We start from the raw sequence: 16,708 nt of genomic DNA, 5'->3' as shown, positions 1-16,708 counted from the left end.
GTTCGACCCTGGGCCCCAGGGTACTCCGGGCTCGATCCTGGAGCGGGCGGCAAAGCCAGGCGCATCGGCGTATAACCGCGAACGGTTATACGCCCTACCGAGCGGGCTCCCCCATCACCATCATCGGCGCCGCTTCCGAGCGCTTGAGCACGGCATAGAGCACACCGGTCACCACGCTGCCCACGGCGATCGCCAGCAGGTACAGCAGCGCATGATTCATCGCGTTGGGAATCAGCAGCACGAACAGCCCACCGTGGGGCGCCAGCAGTTTGCAGCCGAACAGCATCGACAGCGCACCAGTCAGCGCGCCACCGACGATGCTCGCCGGGATCACCCGCAGCGGGTCCTTGGCGGCGAAGGGAATCGCGCCCTCGGAGATGAAGCACAGCCCCAGCACCAGCGCCGCCTTGCCGGCCTCGCGCTCGCTCTGGGCGAACTTGCGCCGCGCCAGCAGGGTGGCGATGCCCATGCCGATCGGCGGGACCATGCCGCCCGCCATCACCGCCGCCATCGGCGCATAGCTCTGCGAGGCCAACAGGCCGACTGAGAACGCATAGGCCGCCTTGTTGATCGGCCCGCCGAGGTCGACGCACATCATCCCGCCCAGCAGCAGCCCCAGCAGGACCGCATTGGTGGTGCCCATGCCGGCGAGGAAGTCGGTCAGCGAACGCATCATCGCGGCCACCGGCGAACCCACCACGTAGATCATCACCAGCCCGGTGAACAGGCTGGCCAGCAGCGGAATGATCAGGATCGGCTTGAGCGCCGCGACACTGGCCGGCAACGGAATCCACTGCGCAATGGCCCGCGCGGAATACCCGGCCAGCAGGCCCGCGACGATGCCGCCGAGGAAGCCCGCGCCCAGGGTGCTCGCCAGCAGGCCGCCGATCATCCCCGGCGCCAGGCCCGGCCGGTCGGCGATGGACCAGGCGATGTAGCCGGCGAGCATCGGCACCATCAGCTTGAACGCCGCCTCGCCGCCGATCTGCATCAGCGCGGCGGCCAGCGTGCCCTGCTGCTTGAACGCCTCGATACCGAAGACGAAGGACAGCGCGATCAGCAGGCCGCCCGCTACCACCATCGGCAGCATGAAGGACACGCCGGTGAGCAGGTGCTTGTACACCCCGCGCGCCTCCTTTTTCCCCGGCGTCGCGCCGCTGCCGGCCGTCGCGGCGGACTCCGCCGCCGCCCCCTTCAACGCGCGATCGAGGATCGCCTGCGGCTGCTTCAGCGCGACACCCGTGCCGCAACGGAAGATACGCTTGCCGGCGAAACGCTCGGTGTTCACTTCGATATCCGCCGCCAGCAGCACCACATCGGCGCCGGCGATATCCTCGGCGCTCAGCGGATTGCGGGCACCCACCGAACCCTGGGTCTCCACCTTCAGCTCGTAGCCCATCTGCTGCGCTGCCTGCTGCAACGCCTCGGCGGCCATGAAGGTGTGCGCCACACCGGTCGGACAGGCGGTGACCGCCACCAACTTCGCGGCACGCGCCACCTCAGTGGAAACGCTCGGTCGCTCCTCGCCCTGCCACACGACGGCGTCCTGCGCAGCGCGCTGGAGGAAGGCGGCGGGATCGGCCAGCGCCTCGGCCGGACGCGCCTGCAGCAGGCGCTTGCCAATGCAGCGCGAAAGGTCCAGCGGCTGCGCGCTGACCACCAGCACCCAGTCGGCCGCCGCGATCTGCGCCGCGGAGAGCTGGCGTTCGGGATGCTGCGGGTCGTGCTGCTCGACGCACACCGCCCAGCCCAGGCGCTCGGCCGCCGCGCGCAACAGGCGTGCGCTGAGCACACTGGTGATCTGGCCGTTCGGGCAGGCCGTGATAAGGGCAAGGTTCATCGTCATAACCTCTTGTTGTTCTGGATGCGGCGCGACTCAGGCCTGGGCCTGAACCTGCACGCCGTCTTCGATCTGGTTCAGGCGCGGCGCATCGCCGATGCCGAACTCGAACTGGGTGACCGCCAGCGCCGCTACCGCCGTGGCGTGGCGCAGCACGCGCTCGGCCGGCCAGCCAACCAGCAGGCCGTGCAACATACCGGCGAGCAGCGAGTCACCCGCGCCCACCGTGCTCGCCACCTCGACCCTGGGCGGAATCGCCCGCCAGTTGCCTTGCGGGCCGAACCAGCGCACACCATCAGCGCCCTGGGACAGCACCACCTGCTCGATGCCACGCGCCCGCAGCGCCTCGGCCTGCTCGGCCAGCGCCGCCGGCGTGTCGAGGAGTTGTCCACAGGCTTCGGCCAGCTCGGCATCGTTGGGCTTGATCAGCCAGGGCGCCGCGTCGAGCCCGGCGCGCAGGGCCGCGCCACTGCTGTCGAATGCCACCTTCAGACCGCGCCGCCCGAGCCGTAGCAACAGCTCACGCAACCAGTCGGGATCGACCCCGCGCGGCAGGCTGCCGGCGACCACCACCAGCTCATGCTCGCTGGCGATCCGGCCGAGGCAATCGAGCAAGGCGTCCTGCTCGCGGGCGCTCACCTCCGGGCCGGGGCCGTTGATATCGGTGATGCGCCCGTCGCCTTCGGCCAGCTTGATATTGCTGCGGGTTTCCCCCGGCACGCGGACGAAGGCGTCGACGAAACCACGGCGCTGGAACAGCGCCTCGAAAGGCGCCGCATTGTCCGCACCGAGGAAGCCGGTCACGCTCAGCGAATGACCGAGATCGGCCAGCACCTGCGCAACGTTCAGACCCTTGCCAGCCGCCTGGCTGAGCACCGACTCGCTGCGATTGACCTCGCCGACCTCGAGCCGGGGCAGGCGCACCGTCAGGTCCAGCGCGGGATTCAGGGTGATGGTGAGGATGCGCGCCATCAGTTCACCTCCGGCAGGGCCTGGGCGACGCATTCGCGCACCTCGGCGGCGGAGCCCAATGCCAGCGCGGTTTGCGCCAGCTCGCGGGCCATCGGCAGATCGAGCTCGCGCACCCGTGCCTTGACCAGCGGGATACTGCGCGCCGACACGCTCAACTCGTCCACCCCCAGCCCCACCAGCAGCGGCACCGCCTGCGCATCCGCCGCCAGCTCGCCGCATACGCCTACCCACTTGCCGTGGGCATGGGCGGCGCGCACGGTCATGTCGATCAATTGCAGCACCGCCGGGTGCAGGCCGTCGGCCTGCGCCGACAGGGTCGGATGGCCACGGTCGATGGCCAGGGTGTACTGGGTCAGGTCGTTGGTGCCGACGCTGAAGAAGTCCACTTCGCGGGCCAGCACCGGCGCGAGCAGCGCCGCCGAAGGCACTTCGACCATGATGCCCAGTTGCAGGTCATGCTCGCCGCCCAGCTCCGCGCAGAGCTGCCGGGTGAGATCGCGGGCCTGCCGCCATTCCTCCACCTGCCCGACCATCGGGAACATGATGCGCAACGGACGCCCGGCGGCGGCCCGCAGCAAGGCGCGCAACTGGGTCTGGAAAATCTGCGGGCGCTGCAGGGTCAGACGCACGCCGCGCACACCGAGGTAAGGGTTCTCCTCCCGCGGGATCGGCCAGTACGGCAGCGGTTTGTCGCCACCCACGTCGAGGGTACGCGCCACCAGGGGGCGCCCGCCGAGGGCATCGAGCACGCGGCGGTACTCGGCCTCCTGGGTCGCCTCATCGGGCGCCTGGGGGTTGTCCATGAACACGAATTCGGTGCGCAGCAGGCCGACGCCTTCCGCGCCCTGCTCGACCGCCGTCACGGCGCCGGAGGTGTCGCCCAGGTTGGCGCAGATTTCCACGGCATGGCCGTCTCGGGTGATCGCCGGCTCATGACGGCGCGCCTCGGCGCGCTCGGCACGGCGCCGGCGCTGGTCGCGCAGGCGTTCGGCCTCCGCCAGGCACTCCGCACTCGGCGACACCCGCAGCTCCCCCTGGTCGCCATCGAGCAACAGGAGGGTCTCGGGTTCCAGCGCCAGCACCGCCGCACCGGCGCCGACCAGGGCGGGAATGCCCAGCGCGCGGGCGATGATCGCGCTGTGCGAGGTGGCCCCGCCGCGCGCGGTGAGAATGCCGGCCACCCGCTCGCGGTCCAGCCGCGCCACGTCGGAAGGGCCGACCTCGTCCATCACCAGGATGTAGGGACGCTCCGGCGCGGCGGCACTCTGTGCGCCGCACAGGCGCGCCAACACCCGCCGGCCAACGTCCCGCAGGTCGGCCGCGCGCTCGGCCAGCAAGGCATCGCGCAGCGCTTCCTGCTCGCTGGCGACGCGCTCGATCACCCGGCTCCAGGCCGCCTCGGCGCTCGCCCCCTCGGCCAGCCGAGCCTGCACCTCGTCGGCCAGCTCCGGGTCCTCCAGCAGCGCCTGGTGGGTGACGAAGATGTCGCGGATGGCCTTGACCTGGGTGCGCTTCACCAGGGCCTCGATCTCGGCGGAAATCGCCTCGCGCGCCTCATCCAGACGCTGGCGCTCCACCTCGATCGACTCGCCACGCTCGGCGAACTTGAAAGGCCGCTCGACCTGCACATAGGCAGGACCGCTGGCGATACCGGGAGATGCGGCGATGGCCTGCAAACGGCTGCCCGCCTCCGGCGCCATGACGGTTTCCGCTTCGGTAACCTCGACCATGACGGCAGCCGGCTCCGGCGTTTCGGGCAGCGCTTCGATCTCCTCGCCCAGCCCCTGCTCCACCGCCAGGCGCACCGCCTCCAGGGCGCGCTCGGCGATCTCGGGTTCAGCGAAGAACTCCAGCACCTGCCCCCGCCGTGCGCCCAGGCTGAGCAGCTTGCTCAGGCTACGGATCGACACCGGCGCGCTGTCGGCCTCGGCGATGCGCACGCGAATCTCACCCTCGAAGTCCCGCGCCAGCAGCATCAGCACCTGCGCCGGGCGAGCATGCAGGCCATGCGGGTTGGCCAGTGGCACCCGCACGCTCGGCCAGTCCACCGGTAGTTCACCACCCAGGGCCTCCAGTACATGACGACTGGTCGTGGCCCGCGCCAGCTCGGTGGCTCGACCGTCCACCAGCAGGTCGCACAGACGTTCGAACATCGCCCGGTGCGAGTCGCCCTGGCTGGCCAGACAGAACAACCCGCGCACCGGCAGGCCGGCATGGTTCAGCTCGCGCTGCGGGGTGACGAAGGCCAGGCCCGGCCGCGAGACGCGCTCGGCGCTATGCAGCCACCAGAGCCCGTCGCCCAGCGGCAGCGCTTCGCTGCCATGCAGTTCGGCGGCGAAACCGGGCTCGACGCAGCCGGCCTTCTTCAGCCGGCGCGCGCCCAGCACGGTGAGCTCGTCGAAGTCCTCGGCGGCGACGCCCAACCCGACCAGCTGGCTGTCCAACAACAAGGCCTGTGGCGCACCGCACAGCAGATGCAGTAGCGCCTCGGGGCTCTCGGCCAGACGCAGTGCCTCGCCCATTTCGCCATCGCCCAGCGCACGGGTAAGCAGTTGCAGCAGGTGCAGGTGTTCATCGGACTTGGCGGCGATGGCGATGGCCAGGTGCACCGTCTGGCCGTCCCCCCAGGCGACGCCCTCGGGGAAGTGCATCAGACGCACGCCGGTGCGCTGCACCAGGTGGCGGGTATCCGGTGTGCCGTGGGGAATCGCGATGCCCTGCCCCAGGTAGGTGGAGCCCTGCGCCTCGCGGGCCTGCAAGCCGGCGAGATAGCCGGCGGCGACCAGTCCGTCATCTTCCAGGGCCGCGCCGAGCAGCGCCAGGGCGGCCTGCTTGTCGGCGGCGCGCTGGTCCATGCGAACCTGCTGCGCGTTCAGTTCGAGCATCGCGTTCTCCTCGCCGGCGTTCTGGCGCGTCGGCGCTTGGGGCGGTCATCCGCTTGTATGGTGAACAGCTTAGAACCTGTGGCTTTCTCGACCGCCGGAGCGGTCTTCAGGCAATGGCCACGGGCAATGCTGAATCGTTTCACCTATTGAGACTGGAACGTTACTCGATAATGCGTGATCCTTGAAGCCCCCAATTGTCGGCAACCCATCGTGCTGAAACTCAGTGATATCGCCCGCCTGGCCGGTGTTTCGGTCACCACCGCCAGCTATGTGATCAACGGCAAGGCCGTGCAGCGCCGCATCAGCGCCGCCACGGTGGAGCGCGTGCGCGCGGTGATCGAAGAGCACGGCTACCACCCGGACCAGCAGGCCGCCAGCCTGCGCCGCGGCCAGACACGCACCCTCGGCTTCGTCCTGCCGGACCTGGAAAACCCCAGCTACGCCAAGCTGGCCAAGCTGCTCGAACAGGGCGCCCGGGCCCGTGGCTACCAGCTGCTGATCGCCAGCTCCGACGACGAGCCGGACACCGAGCGCCAGGTACTCAATCTGTTCCGCGCACGGCGTTGCGATGCGCTGATCGTCGCCAGCTGCCTGCCCGGCAACGACGACAGCCTGGCCCGCCTGCAGGGCATCGGCGTGCCGGTGATCGCAGTGGACCGCCAGCTCGATCCGCAGCGTTTCTGCTCGGTGGTCAGCGACGACCGCGAGGCCAGCCAGCGCCTTACGGCCAGCCTGCTCGAACCCGTGCCGCAGAGCATCGCCCTGCTCGGCGCGCGTTCGGAGCTGATCATCAGCCAGGAGCGCGCGGCGGGCTTCCGCAGCGCGTTGCGCGAGTTCAAGGGGCAGGTCCTCGTCGAGCACGGCGAAACCTTCAGCCGAGCCTGTGGCCGCCAACTGATGGAAGAATTGCTGGCACGCCAGGGCCACTTGCCCGACGCGCTGATCACCACTTCCTACGTGCTGCTCGAAGGCGTGTTCGACGTACTCCAGGCGCTGCCCGACGGCTGGCCGGCGGGGCTGCGCATCGCCACCTTCGGCGATACGCAACTGCTGGACTTCGTCCCGCTGAAGGTCAACGCGATCTCCCAGCAGCACGCCCTGATCGCCGAGCGCGCCCTGGACCTGGCACTGGGCGCCATCGAGCAGAACAGCTACACCCCCGGCGTCCATCCGGTGGCGCGCACTCTGAAGCTACGCACGGAGTGAGGCCATGCAGCTGATCGACACCCACAACCATCTCGACTGCCCGGACTTCGCCGACGACCGTCAGGCGGTGCTTCAGCGCAGCCGGGAGCGCGGGGTGATCCGTCAGGTACTGCTGGGGGTATTCCGCGAGAACTGGGAAGACGTCTGGACGCTGGTCGAGCAGGAGCCCGACCTGTATGCCGCCCTCGGCCTGCATCCGATCTATCTGGCGCGCCACCGCCCCGAGCACCTGACGGCGCTGCGGGACTGGCTGGAGCGCCTGGCGGGCCACCCGAAGCTCTGCGCCGTGGGTGAAATCGGCCTGGACTACTACCTGGAAGACCTCGACCGCGACGGTCAGCAGGCAATCTTCGAGGAGCAACTGCGCACGGCCATCGATTTCGAACTGCCAGTACTGCTGCACGTACGCCGCTCCCACGCGGCGGTGATCGCCACCCTCAAGCGCTTCAAGCCCCGGCGCCAGGGCATCATCCATGCCTTCGCCGGCAGCCGCGAGGAGGCCCGCGAATACCTCAAACTGGGCTTTCGCCTGGGGCTGGGCGGCGCACCGACATGGCCGCAGGCCAACCGCCTGCGCAAGGTGGTGCCGGAGATTCCACTGGAATCCATCGTGCTGGAAACCGACTCTCCAGACATGGCGCCGGCCATGTACCCCGGCCAGCGCAACAGCCCCGAACATCTGCCGGAAATCTGCGCGGCGTTGGCCGAGCTCAAGGGCATCAGCCCGGAAGAACTGGCGAGCGCCAGCACGCGCAATGCGATGGAGTTGTTCGGCTGGAAGTGAGCCGACGGCTCTTTTGTAGGAGCGAGCTTGCTCGCGAACGGATTTACCGGATGAATTGGAGGCTGGGCGGTTCGCGAGCAAGCTCGCTCCTACAGTCGTTGCCCACCGTCAGACCTTCAGATCGGCCCCGTAGGATGAGTGGAGTGCGATACCCATCGATCCCGCGCGACCACTGGAAACCGTGGGGCGCCCGGCCAAGGCCAATCGGCGTATAACGCGGAGCGTTACACGCCCCACGCACGGCCCAGCATGGAGTGAATTCACCGACAACCCGGCATCCGCGAGATGGGGAAGCGTCCTTGCGCTCGCGCGGATACCGGGCTGCTGATGAAAACCCTTTCTCAGACCCGGAACGCGCCGATCAGGCGCTTGAGCTCGACCACCTGCCCGGTCAGCTCGCGGCTGGCGCGCTCGGTCTCGCTGGCGCCTTCGGCGGTACGCTCGCCGGCCTGGTTGATCTGCACGATGTTCTGGTCGATGTCATGGGCGACCGCCGTCTGCTGCTCGGCGGCGGCGGCGATCTGCTGGTTCTGGTCGACGATGGCGCCCACCGCCTGGAGGATGTTCTCCAGCGCCAGCTGCACCTGCTCCGACTGGCTCACGGTACCGTCGGCGGTGTGGTGGCTGCTGCCCATCGCCTTCACCGCCGCGCCGACGCCATTCTGCAGGCGAGCGATCATCTGCTCGATTTCCTCGGTGGACTGCTGGGTGCGCTTGGCCAGCGTCCGCACCTCGTCGGCCACCACCGCGAAGCCGCGGCCCTGCTCGCCGGCTCGCGCGGCTTCGATGGCGGCGTTGAGCGCCAGCAGGTTGGTCTGCTCGGCGATGCCCTTGATCACATCCAACACGCGGCTGATGGAGGCGCTGTCGGCCGCCAGCTGGTTGATCACCGCCACCGACTCGTCGATCTCGCCGGCCAAGCGCTGGATGCTGCCGACCTGCGACGCCACCAGGGCGCGCCCGCTGGCGGTCTCCTGATTGACGTTGTGCGCGCTGCCCACTGCCACGGCGGCGCTGCGTGCGACCTCCTGCGCAGTGGCTGCCATCTGGTTCATCGCCGTGGCAACCTGCTCGATCTGGTTACGCTGGCCGGTCACCGCCTGGTTGCTCTCGGCGGACACCGACTCGACCCGTACGGTCTGCCGCTCGACCTCGGCGACGGTGCGCCCGACCTGCTCGATGAGGTCATGAATCCTCGCCACCGTCTGGTTGAACGCCTGCCCCAGCTCGCCGAGTTCGTCGCGGCTCTGAGCATGGAAGGTGACCGTCATGTCGCCGGAGGCAACGCGCTCCATCATCTGCCCCAGGCTCTTGAGGGTGGTGCGGGTGGACACGTAGAAGCCGCTGTACAGGTAGCCGATGGCGAGGAACACCACCAGCAGCGCCACCACCAGCAACAGCATCTGCCGCTGCTTGCTGGCCAGGCGCTCCTGCAGCGCGTGATCGACGAACGCCAGGACCTGGTCGTCGAGGCGGTAGGTCTTGTCCATCGCGCGGCTGACCTGGTCGTAGAAATCGGCCCAGGGGGTGTCGAGGGTGTCGGCCATCACCACCTTGTCCTCGAAGAGCTTGCCCTGGCTCTTCAGGGTCTCGCGGCTGGCCTCGGCATCGGCGGACAGCGCGGCCTGGGCGGCAGCGCTGCCACCCAGGGCGTCCTGCAGCTTCAGACCGTATTCGACGTGGAGTTTTTCCAGGTCCTGCAGCAGGTCATTGAAGCGCTCGCTGGAAGCCGAATTGAGGAAGCCCTGGCCCAATGCGCTGGAGCCGATGGTGCGGCCCACACTGAGGGTCTGGGTGATGTGCGGCGTGACGACGGTGATCAGTTCGGCGAGCTGGCGCACGTCGCGGGCGTCGTCCTGGCTCAGCCCGCCATGGGACAGCAGCAGCTTGTTGAAGACCTGTGCCTGGTTGACCATGCGTGCCGCCGTGGCTGCCTTGCTCTGCAGCGAGCCTTCGCTCTCCACGCTCTTGAGGGAGCTGAGCAGTTCATCGCGCCGGGTGTTGAACTCGGCGACCTGCTCGGCATCCTGGGTGACCGGCTGCAGCGCGGCGATCTGCGCCAGCAATTCCTTGTGCACCTTGCTGACGCGCCCATCGATGCCGCTGCCCTTGCTGGACTGGCCGAGCACGCTGTTGATCTGCAGGAGGTCGTTATAGGCTTCGACGTTGCGGCGGATCTGCTGGCCATCGCCGATCAGCTGCAGGCTTTGAAGTTCGGCGCGGGTGCTGACGAACTGGCGATAGGAATCGCGCACCAGGTAGAAGTTGGTGATCAGCATCGGCAGGAAAAACAGCACGCTGATCAGGCTGAACTTCATGCCGAAGCTCAGGCGGTTCATCAGCGCGATGGCCGGATAGAGCACAGTCCTCACAAAGACGTCTCCTGTTCCCGTTATTGTTATGTCGCTTGTCGGGGATGGCAGGCGCGCCCTGGGCTGGTGCACGCCGCACGCGCGCTCGCCGGAACGGCTCGTGATGAACATCACAGACCGGATCGGCGCGCACAGGCTTCTGTGTACCTGATATCGGCAGGGAGTTCTGTAACTTAAGGTTAAAATGCCATCACCGGACCAACGGCAGCGCGGCCGGCATCAGGCACTTACAGCAGCTCTGCTTATCCGCCGAAGCTGAGCCAAACCTGTAGGAACGAAGGGGACGCCCAGTCCTTGCTCGCGAATGGAATTGCCGGGCAGCTACGAGGCTGTGCGGTTCGCGAGCAAGCTCGCTCCTACAGTCGTGCCGACGCGCGGCAGATCGGAAACAGGCTTACAGCAGCAGGGTCCAGATGGCGAACACGGCGTACCAGAGCACCGCCGAACGCACCAGCAGTTGCCAGAGCGCATCCAGGCTGGCGACGCCCTTGGCACCCAACCCGCCTTCATTGAAATCCTCAGCCACGTAGCCGGCACGCGCCAGCAGCCGGGCAGCGGGCACGTCCCAGGCCAGCAGGTCATGCAGCAGGCTGCCGCTGACGGCGACGAAGTTGCCCACTAGGGCGAAACTCAGCACCAGCGCCCGCGCCGGCAGCCAGTCGAACGCATGGCGCAGCTGGACGGCGCGCTCGCGCAGTTCCGCGTGCCGCCCCTGCTCCGCCGCGATGGCCAGCAGGCGGTAGGTCAGCGCCGCCACCGGGCCCAGCAAGGCGTACCAGAAGATCACCGCGAAGAATGCCTGATAAGCCTGCCACACCAGCGTGCCCTGCACCTGCGCCAGCAGCTCGTCGTCGTTGTCGGCCTGCACGCCGAGGTCGCGCTCGGCGACGTGGTAGGCCCCCTGGGCGTCCTCGCGGCGCCAGGCATCGCGGAAGGGGCCGATGGCCCGCAGGATGTCGCCGCGCCCCAGGCTCCAGACCACCACCAGCAGGTGCACCGGCAAAGCCAGCAGCCCATAGGCGACGGGCTCCAGCAGGGTCAGCAGCAGGGCGAGCAGCAGCAAGGGCGGCAACACGGCGACCAGCAGTCCGAGCCAAGGCTTCGCCAGCAGCGACGGAACACTGCCCACTGTCTCCAGCCAGCCAAGCCACAAGCTGTCGCGCTGCAACCGCGCGCGCCAGGCGGAAAGCTTCTCGACCGCCAGCACCAGCAACAACACCAGGAAACTCATATCGACTCCTTTGCACCGATGGCGGCGAAATAGCGGGCCCAGTCAAACGCCTCGCCCGGGTCGGTCTTGCGCTCGGGGGCGATGTCGCAATGCCCCTGGATGCGCGCCGGGGTGATGGCCGGATAGCCGGCCATCAGTTGCCGGGTCAGTTCCGCCAGGACCTCGTACTGGCGATCGCTATACGGATCGCAGTCGGTCCCTTCCAGTTCGATGCCGATGGAAAAATCATTGCAGTTCTCGCGCCCGTCGAAGCGCGACACGCCGGCATGCCAGGCCCGCTCGTTGCACGACACGAACTGGAACAGCGAACCGTCGCGCTCGATGAGGAAGTGCGCCGAAACGGTCATGACAGCGATGCTGGCAAAATAGGGATGCTCGTCGGCGTCGAGACGGTTCTGGAAGAACTCCTGAACCTTGCAGGTGCCGAACTGGCCCGGCGGCAGGCTGATGTTATGGATCACCAGCAACGACACCACCTCGCCGTCGGGGCGGGCGTTGAAGTTCGGCGAGGGGCAATGCTGGGCGCCTTGGCACCAGCCGGTAAGGGGATCGAGCTGCATGGGGGCTCCTTGGCAGAACCCCACTCTAAAGCAGCGGCACGGGGAAATGAACTCGCCGATCAGCGCACCGCAGGGCGCGGTGCGCTCAGGCGTTCTTCAGGCGGCGCAGATTGCCGATCACCGACTCCAAGGCACGGTCGAACAACAGCGCGTCGTCCAGCAGGCGCACGGCATTGCGATGGAACTCCAGGGCCAGGCCCATGCGGGTCTTCTCCAGCACCTTCATGCCGGTGCGGTTGACGAAGATGTAGCGGCAGCTCGGACGAATCACCGCCGCCAGCTTGCAGCGCAGCTTGTGCTCTTCGTCTTCCTGGATCTCTACCCAACTGCCGACCCGCAGATCGTCGACCCGGCGCAGCGACTCGTCGTCATCGGCGAGCACTTGTTCGGACTCCTCCGCCCGGACTTCGTCAGGCGTAGCGAGGACGATTTCCGCGACCACCGCCACCATCGCCGGCTGCAGCGCGGCCGAGGTGACCTCCGCCGTGGCTTCCAGCGGCTCGTCGAGCAGCGGCAGATCGTCGTCCAGAGCGGCCGCCCTGCGCTCTTCAGCCTGCTTGTAGCGTTGGAAGGCCTGTACGTGCAGCCCTTCCAGGCGGCTGAAGAATTCCCCGGTGGAGAACGGATCGAAGGCGGCGGAAGCCAGCCCTTCGCGCAGCGACTTGAGCAGTTGCGGGACCATCTCCAGCAGGCGCAGGCGCGAATCCGGATCTTCGTGGGGTTCCACACTCCAGATCAGATCGTCCATGGTGGCCAGCGCGGACTCCCACTCGGTGGAAGCCGTGCCGTGCTTGAGGCAGGTCAGCAGCAGCACCTTGCTCCAGGCTTCCTGCAGCAGACGTACCACCACTTCCGGCAGGGTGCGGCCCAGCAGACGCTCATTGAGCACCTGCTCCACGTCCTGGCGCGCCAGCTCGGCGCGGGCGCGGCCTTCCTCGGCGTCGCGGGTGCGCTGTTCGAGCAGGTCGCTGCGACGGCGCTCGTCGCCCGTGAAGGCGATGAACTCGTCGAGCAGTTCGGAGAAGATCGCCGGGTCGTCGACGAAGTCGTTCAGCAGGCGCATCACCACCTGCTCGATCTTCTGGTACAGGTAGTCACGCTGGCCGTCGGTCTGCTCGGCCCAGCCCAGGGCCGCCGAAGCGATCTCGTTGAGCAGGCGGCGCGCCGGGTGGCTGCCACGGCTGAAGAAGGTCTTGTCGAGCACCGCGACCTTGAGCATCGGAATCTGCATGCGGCCGATCAGGGCCTTCAGCGAGTCCGGCAGGGTGCGGTCATCGAGAATGAATTCGAAGAGCATGGAGACGAGGTTGATGACGTCCTCGTCGACCTGGCCAACCACGCGGGAGCGGCCGCTCTTGGAGCTGACGCGGGTCAGCAGGTGATCCAGGTGCTGGCGGACATCAATCTCATCGATGGTCTGCGCCGGCAAGTGCGATTGCAGGTGGGAAAGCAGGCGCATCAGGTCGTTGCTGGTGATCGGCACCGCGTCGGCGGGCACTGCGCGGCTCGGCGCGACGGTGCTGCCGCGCACCTGCGAGAGCAGGTCCTGCAAGGCCGCGAAAGCCGCCTGGGACTCGCTGTCCAGGTACTGCGTGCCGGTCTGCTCCACCGCGCCAGCCACCGGCGCCGCGCTAGCAGCCTGGCTGGGGGCGCTCCGCTGCGGCGGACGGCGCAGCGGCACGTTCTTGAGTTCCGGCAGTACGCCGAGGGCGATCAGCGTCTGGTTGGCCTCGGCATACAGCTGCTCGGCCTCGGCCAGCACATACTTGTCGAACAGCTTGAGGATGATCAGCTTGACCTTGATCTCGACGCCCAGCCCCTGACATGCCTCGAGGAACGCCTCGCTCAGCAGGCGCGGGCCCAGCGGGTTGGTCTTGTCCTCGACCTTCTTGCTGACCAGCTTGTTGAGGCGGGTCGTGAGGTGCCCCAGCGCCACACCATCGCGGCTCATGACCTTGCCGACCATGGCATCCAGCGCCACAGCCTCCTCCAGCTCATCGTTCTGGACCAGGCTGAGATTGTCGTAGGAGACGGACTCCAACGGCGACGACCTGCCGATCTCGTATTGACCGAGACTGGCGAATTGCTCGAAGACTTTCTGCAGGAAGCCGCGTTCGATGCTCTTGCGCTTGAGGCGCAGGTCGCGCATGGCTTCGAAATAGGCGCTCTGCTCGGTGTTGTTGGAGGCGCGATCCGCCATCTCGAACAGGGTATCGTCGGCGTTGTCGAACAGCGCCTGCATGGCCTGACGCAGCTGGATGGCGACTTTGTCGCGCACACTGACCAGCGCCGCCGGCAAACGCCCGGCGAACGAATTCGGCGACTGTTCGGAAGCTGCCGGCTTGTTCAGCGGCACTACGTTCGCGTTCGCATCCTTCTGCATCACACGTCTCCTGCCGTCAGCCCTGGCGGGGCTGGCTGGCGGTACCAACAGTCATCGAAGCGTTGTCCTTAACGTCAAATTCGTGGCGTCAAAAAGTAGGGCTGTTCGAGTCCATTATAGGGAAGCTTCTTGAACAACCAAGAGTCATTTCTCGCAAACTTGAAGAAATTCACGCCGATTCCGCTGCCGTTTGTCTGACAGATGATCGGCCAGAGCCAAACGCCAATCGATACCCGCAAGAGCCCGCCGCCCGTATAATCCCGCCACTGCGAACAGGAGCCCTCCATGCCGAACCTCACCCTCGCCGAGCTTTCCGGGGAAATACAGGCCAACGTGCGCGCCGCCCTGGCCGAAGACGTGGGCAGCGGCGACATCACCGCCCAGCTGATCCCCGCCGAGCGCAACGCCGCCGCACGCATCATCACCCGCGAGAACGCCACCGTGGCCGGCAGCGCCTGGGTCGACGAGGTCTTCCGCCAGGTTGACCCGCGCGTCCAGGTGAAGTGGCAGGTCAAGGACGGCGAGCGAGTCAGCGCCGACCAGACCCTGTTCACCCTCGAAGGCCCGGCCCGCGCCCTGCTCACCGGCGAGCGCAGCGCCCTGAACTTCCTCCAGCTGCTTTCCGGCACCGCCACCCGCGCGCGCCACTACGCCGACCTGGTCGACGGCACCGGCGTGAAGCTGCTCGACACCCGCAAGACCCTGCCCGGCCTGCGCCTGGCGCAGAAGTACGCGATCACCTGCGGCGGCTGCCACAACCACCGCATCGGCCTGTACGACGCCTTCCTGATCAAGGAAAACCACATCGCCGCCTGCGGCGGCATCGCCCAGGCCATCACCGAGGCCCACCGCATCGCCCCGGGCAAGCCGGTGGAGATCGAAGTGGAAGACCTCGCCGAGCTGCGCCAGGCCCTGGACGCCGGCGCCGACATCATCATGCTCGACGAGCTGAGCCTGGATGACATGCGCACCGCCGTCGCTCTCACGGCCGGTCGCGCCAAGCTGGAAGCCTCCGGCGGCATCACCGAGGCGACCCTGCGCACCGTCGCCGAGACCGGTGTGGACTACATCTCCATCGGCACCCTGACCAAGGACGTGAAGGCGCTGGATCTGTCGATGCGCTTGAGCCTGTAAGAACCTGCTCACGCCCTGCTGCGCGTCGGTACGACTGCGCTGGAAAGGCCTTTGCGCTTTTCTGTAGGAGCGAGCTTGCTCGCGAACGCTTTCCAGGTGACCTCGGCGCTTGGGCGGTCCGCGAGCAAGGACTAGGCGTCCCCCTCGCTCCTACACAGAGAAAGAGCCGTCACCTTCGGCGATCCCCGCCCAATCGCCAAGTTGCCAAATCGATCACGCCGCCCTGCATAGGGTCGGTTCGACCGCCTCTGAGAGAATTCGAGGACGGCCGAATCGGCACAGGGAAGCATTGGCGAGATCATGACGAGAAAGGTTCTGTTGACCGGGGGCTGTGGCTACATCGGCTCCCACATCTGCATGGAGCTGATCAAGCAGGGCTTCACCCCTGTGATCCTGGACAACCTCTGCAACAGCTCCACCATCCCTCTACGGCGGATCGAGCAGCTCACCGGGCAGCCCATTCCCTTCATCGAAGGCGACATCCGCAACGAAGCCACGCTCGAACGGCTCTTCAGCGAACATGCGATCGAGGCGACCATCCACCTCGCCGGCCTGAAGTCCGTTGCCGAATCGGTCGCCAAACCGATCAGCTACTACCAGAACAACTTCGCCGGCACCCTGCCGCTGTGCGAGGTCATGCAGCGCCACGGTGTAAAGCGCTTCATCTATAGCTCCTCCGCCACGGTCTACGGGCTCACCGCGCAAAGCCCTATCCGCGAGGACGCCCCCACGGCACCGGCCAGCCCCTATGGCCAGTCGAAACTGATGGCGGAGATCGCGCTACGCGACATCGCCCACGCCGACCCGCAATGGAAAATCGCCATCCTGCGCTACTTCAATCCGGTCGGCGCCCACGCCAGCGGACAGATCGGCGAACACCCCAATGGCGTCCCCAACAACCTGATGCCCTACGTCTCCCAAGTGGCGACCGGCAGACGGCCCTTCATCCAGGTATTCGGCAGCGACTACCCGACACCCGACGGCACCGGCGTGCGCGACTACCTGCACGTCTGCGACCTCGCCGACGCCCACCTCTGCGCCCTGCGCTGGCTGGACGGCGCCCAAGGCATCCGCACCTTCAACCTCGGTACCGGACGCGGCTATAGCGTGCTGGAAATCATCGACGCCTATGAAAAGGCCTGCGGCCATCCGCTACCCCGGCAATTCCTCGATCGCCGTCCGGGCGACGTGGCGAGCTACCACGCCGACCCCGGCCTGGCCGTCGACGAACTGCGCTGGCGCGCCACCCGCGATATCGAAGACATGTGCCGCGACGCCTGGAACTGGCAGAGCCACAACCCCAACGGCTATGTCGAAAGCTGAATCGCAGACAAACAAAAG

The 16,708-nt window shown here is 67.3% G+C and carries 11 protein-coding genes; 4 read left to right on the top strand and 7 right to left on the bottom strand.

Annotated elements, in window-relative coordinates; all coding sequences use genetic code 11:
* Positions 1 to 94: 94 nt before the first annotated feature.
* From O6P39_RS04895 to ptsP, 3 genes are read right to left on the bottom strand one after another with little or no spacing between them, the layout of a single operon-like run.
* Positions 95 to 1,840 (bottom strand): PTS fructose-like transporter subunit IIB, encoded by a 1,746-nt coding sequence (locus tag O6P39_RS04895; protein WP_275610288.1) that lies wholly within the window; start codon positions 1,838 to 1,840, stop codon positions 95 to 97.
* 36 nt (positions 1,841 to 1,876) lie between these two features.
* A complete protein-coding gene (pfkB, locus tag O6P39_RS04890; RefSeq protein ID WP_275610287.1) occupies positions 1,877 to 2,812 on the bottom strand; it encodes a 1-phosphofructokinase in 936 nt (311 codons plus the stop codon).
* Complete coding sequence (gene ptsP, locus O6P39_RS04885; protein ID WP_275610286.1) at positions 2,812 to 5,697, bottom strand: phosphoenolpyruvate--protein phosphotransferase; 2,886 nt, start codon at positions 5,695 to 5,697, stop codon at positions 2,812 to 2,814. The genes pfkB and ptsP overlap by 1 nt, the downstream gene beginning before the upstream one ends.
* A gap of 213 nt (positions 5,698 to 5,910) precedes the next feature.
* On the opposite strand from ptsP, the gene cra reads away from it, so the two are divergent.
* Both cra and O6P39_RS04875 read left to right on the top strand, forming a co-directional pair.
* Positions 5,911 to 6,903 (top strand): catabolite repressor/activator, encoded by a 993-nt coding sequence (cra, locus tag O6P39_RS04880; RefSeq protein WP_275611889.1) that lies wholly within the window; start codon positions 5,911 to 5,913, stop codon positions 6,901 to 6,903.
* Between the two features lie 4 nt (positions 6,904 to 6,907).
* Complete coding sequence (locus O6P39_RS04875; protein WP_275610285.1) at positions 6,908 to 7,687, top strand: TatD family hydrolase; 780 nt, start codon at positions 6,908 to 6,910, stop codon at positions 7,685 to 7,687.
* Between the two features lie 341 nt (positions 7,688 to 8,028).
* Here the strand turns inward: O6P39_RS04875 and O6P39_RS04870 are convergent, their stop codons facing one another.
* The 4 genes from O6P39_RS04870 to O6P39_RS04855 form a co-directional block, all read right to left on the bottom strand.
* Entirely contained in the window at positions 8,029 to 10,059 is a 2,031-nt protein-coding gene (locus O6P39_RS04870; RefSeq protein ID WP_275610284.1) for a methyl-accepting chemotaxis protein, read from the bottom strand.
* A 394-nt stretch (positions 10,060 to 10,453) separates the two neighbouring features.
* Positions 10,454 to 11,290, bottom strand: coding sequence for a regulatory signaling modulator protein AmpE (gene ampE / locus O6P39_RS04865; protein ID WP_275610283.1), 837 nt, complete (start codon positions 11,288 to 11,290; stop codon positions 10,454 to 10,456).
* The gene (ampD, locus tag O6P39_RS04860; protein ID WP_275610282.1) at positions 11,287 to 11,850 is read right to left on the bottom strand and encodes a 1,6-anhydro-N-acetylmuramyl-L-alanine amidase AmpD; all 564 of its coding nucleotides are present in this window, start codon (positions 11,848 to 11,850) and stop codon (positions 11,287 to 11,289) included. Before ampD ends, ampE begins: the two co-directional genes overlap by 4 nt.
* 85 nt (positions 11,851 to 11,935) lie before the next feature.
* The gene (locus O6P39_RS04855) at positions 11,936 to 14,233 is read right to left on the bottom strand and encodes a DUF1631 domain-containing protein (RefSeq protein WP_275610281.1); all 2,298 of its coding nucleotides are present in this window, start codon (positions 14,231 to 14,233) and stop codon (positions 11,936 to 11,938) included.
* A gap of 285 nt (positions 14,234 to 14,518) precedes the next feature.
* Between O6P39_RS04855 and nadC the strand changes: the two genes are divergently transcribed.
* Together nadC and galE are read left to right on the top strand one after the other, a co-directional pair.
* Positions 14,519 to 15,367, top strand: coding sequence for a carboxylating nicotinate-nucleotide diphosphorylase (gene nadC / locus O6P39_RS04850; RefSeq protein ID WP_275610280.1), 849 nt, complete (start codon positions 14,519 to 14,521; stop codon positions 15,365 to 15,367).
* 300 nt (positions 15,368 to 15,667) lie between these two features.
* A complete protein-coding gene (gene galE / locus O6P39_RS04845) occupies positions 15,668 to 16,690 on the top strand; it encodes a UDP-glucose 4-epimerase GalE (RefSeq protein WP_275610279.1) in 1,023 nt (340 codons plus the stop codon).
* Positions 16,691 to 16,708 lie beyond the last annotated feature (18 nt).

Origin of the sequence: Pseudomonas sp. PSE14 (genome assembly GCF_029203285.1) — a bacterium.
Classification (GTDB): domain Bacteria; phylum Pseudomonadota; class Gammaproteobacteria; order Pseudomonadales; family Pseudomonadaceae; genus Pseudomonas.
This window is presented reverse-complemented; position numbering and strand designations above follow the sequence as displayed.

Bases quoted from the DNA above. Each gene is read 5' to 3' on its own strand.
- ampE (WP_275610283.1), bottom strand. From the start codon at position 11,290: ATGAGTTTCCTGGTGTTGTTGCTGGTGCTGGCGGTCGAGAAGCTTTCC.
- O6P39_RS04855 (WP_275610281.1), bottom strand. From the start codon at position 14,233: ATGCAGAAGGATGCGAACGCGAACGTAGTGCCGCTGAACAAGCCGGCA.
- pfkB (WP_275610287.1), bottom strand. From the start codon at position 2,812: ATGGCGCGCATCCTCACCATCACCCTGAATCCCGCGCTGGACCTGACG.
- ptsP (WP_275610286.1), bottom strand. From the start codon at position 5,697: ATGCTCGAACTGAACGCGCAGCAGGTTCGCATGGACCAGCGCGCCGCC.
- O6P39_RS04875 (WP_275610285.1), top strand. From the start codon at position 6,908: ATGCAGCTGATCGACACCCACAACCATCTCGACTGCCCGGACTTCGCC.
- ampD (WP_275610282.1), bottom strand. From the start codon at position 11,850: ATGCAGCTCGATCCCCTTACCGGCTGGTGCCAAGGCGCCCAGCATTGC.
- galE (WP_275610279.1), top strand. From the start codon at position 15,668: ATGACGAGAAAGGTTCTGTTGACCGGGGGCTGTGGCTACATCGGCTCC.
- O6P39_RS04895 (WP_275610288.1), bottom strand. From the start codon at position 1,840: ATGAACCTTGCCCTTATCACGGCCTGCCCGAACGGCCAGATCACCAGT.
- nadC (WP_275610280.1), top strand. From the start codon at position 14,519: ATGCCGAACCTCACCCTCGCCGAGCTTTCCGGGGAAATACAGGCCAAC.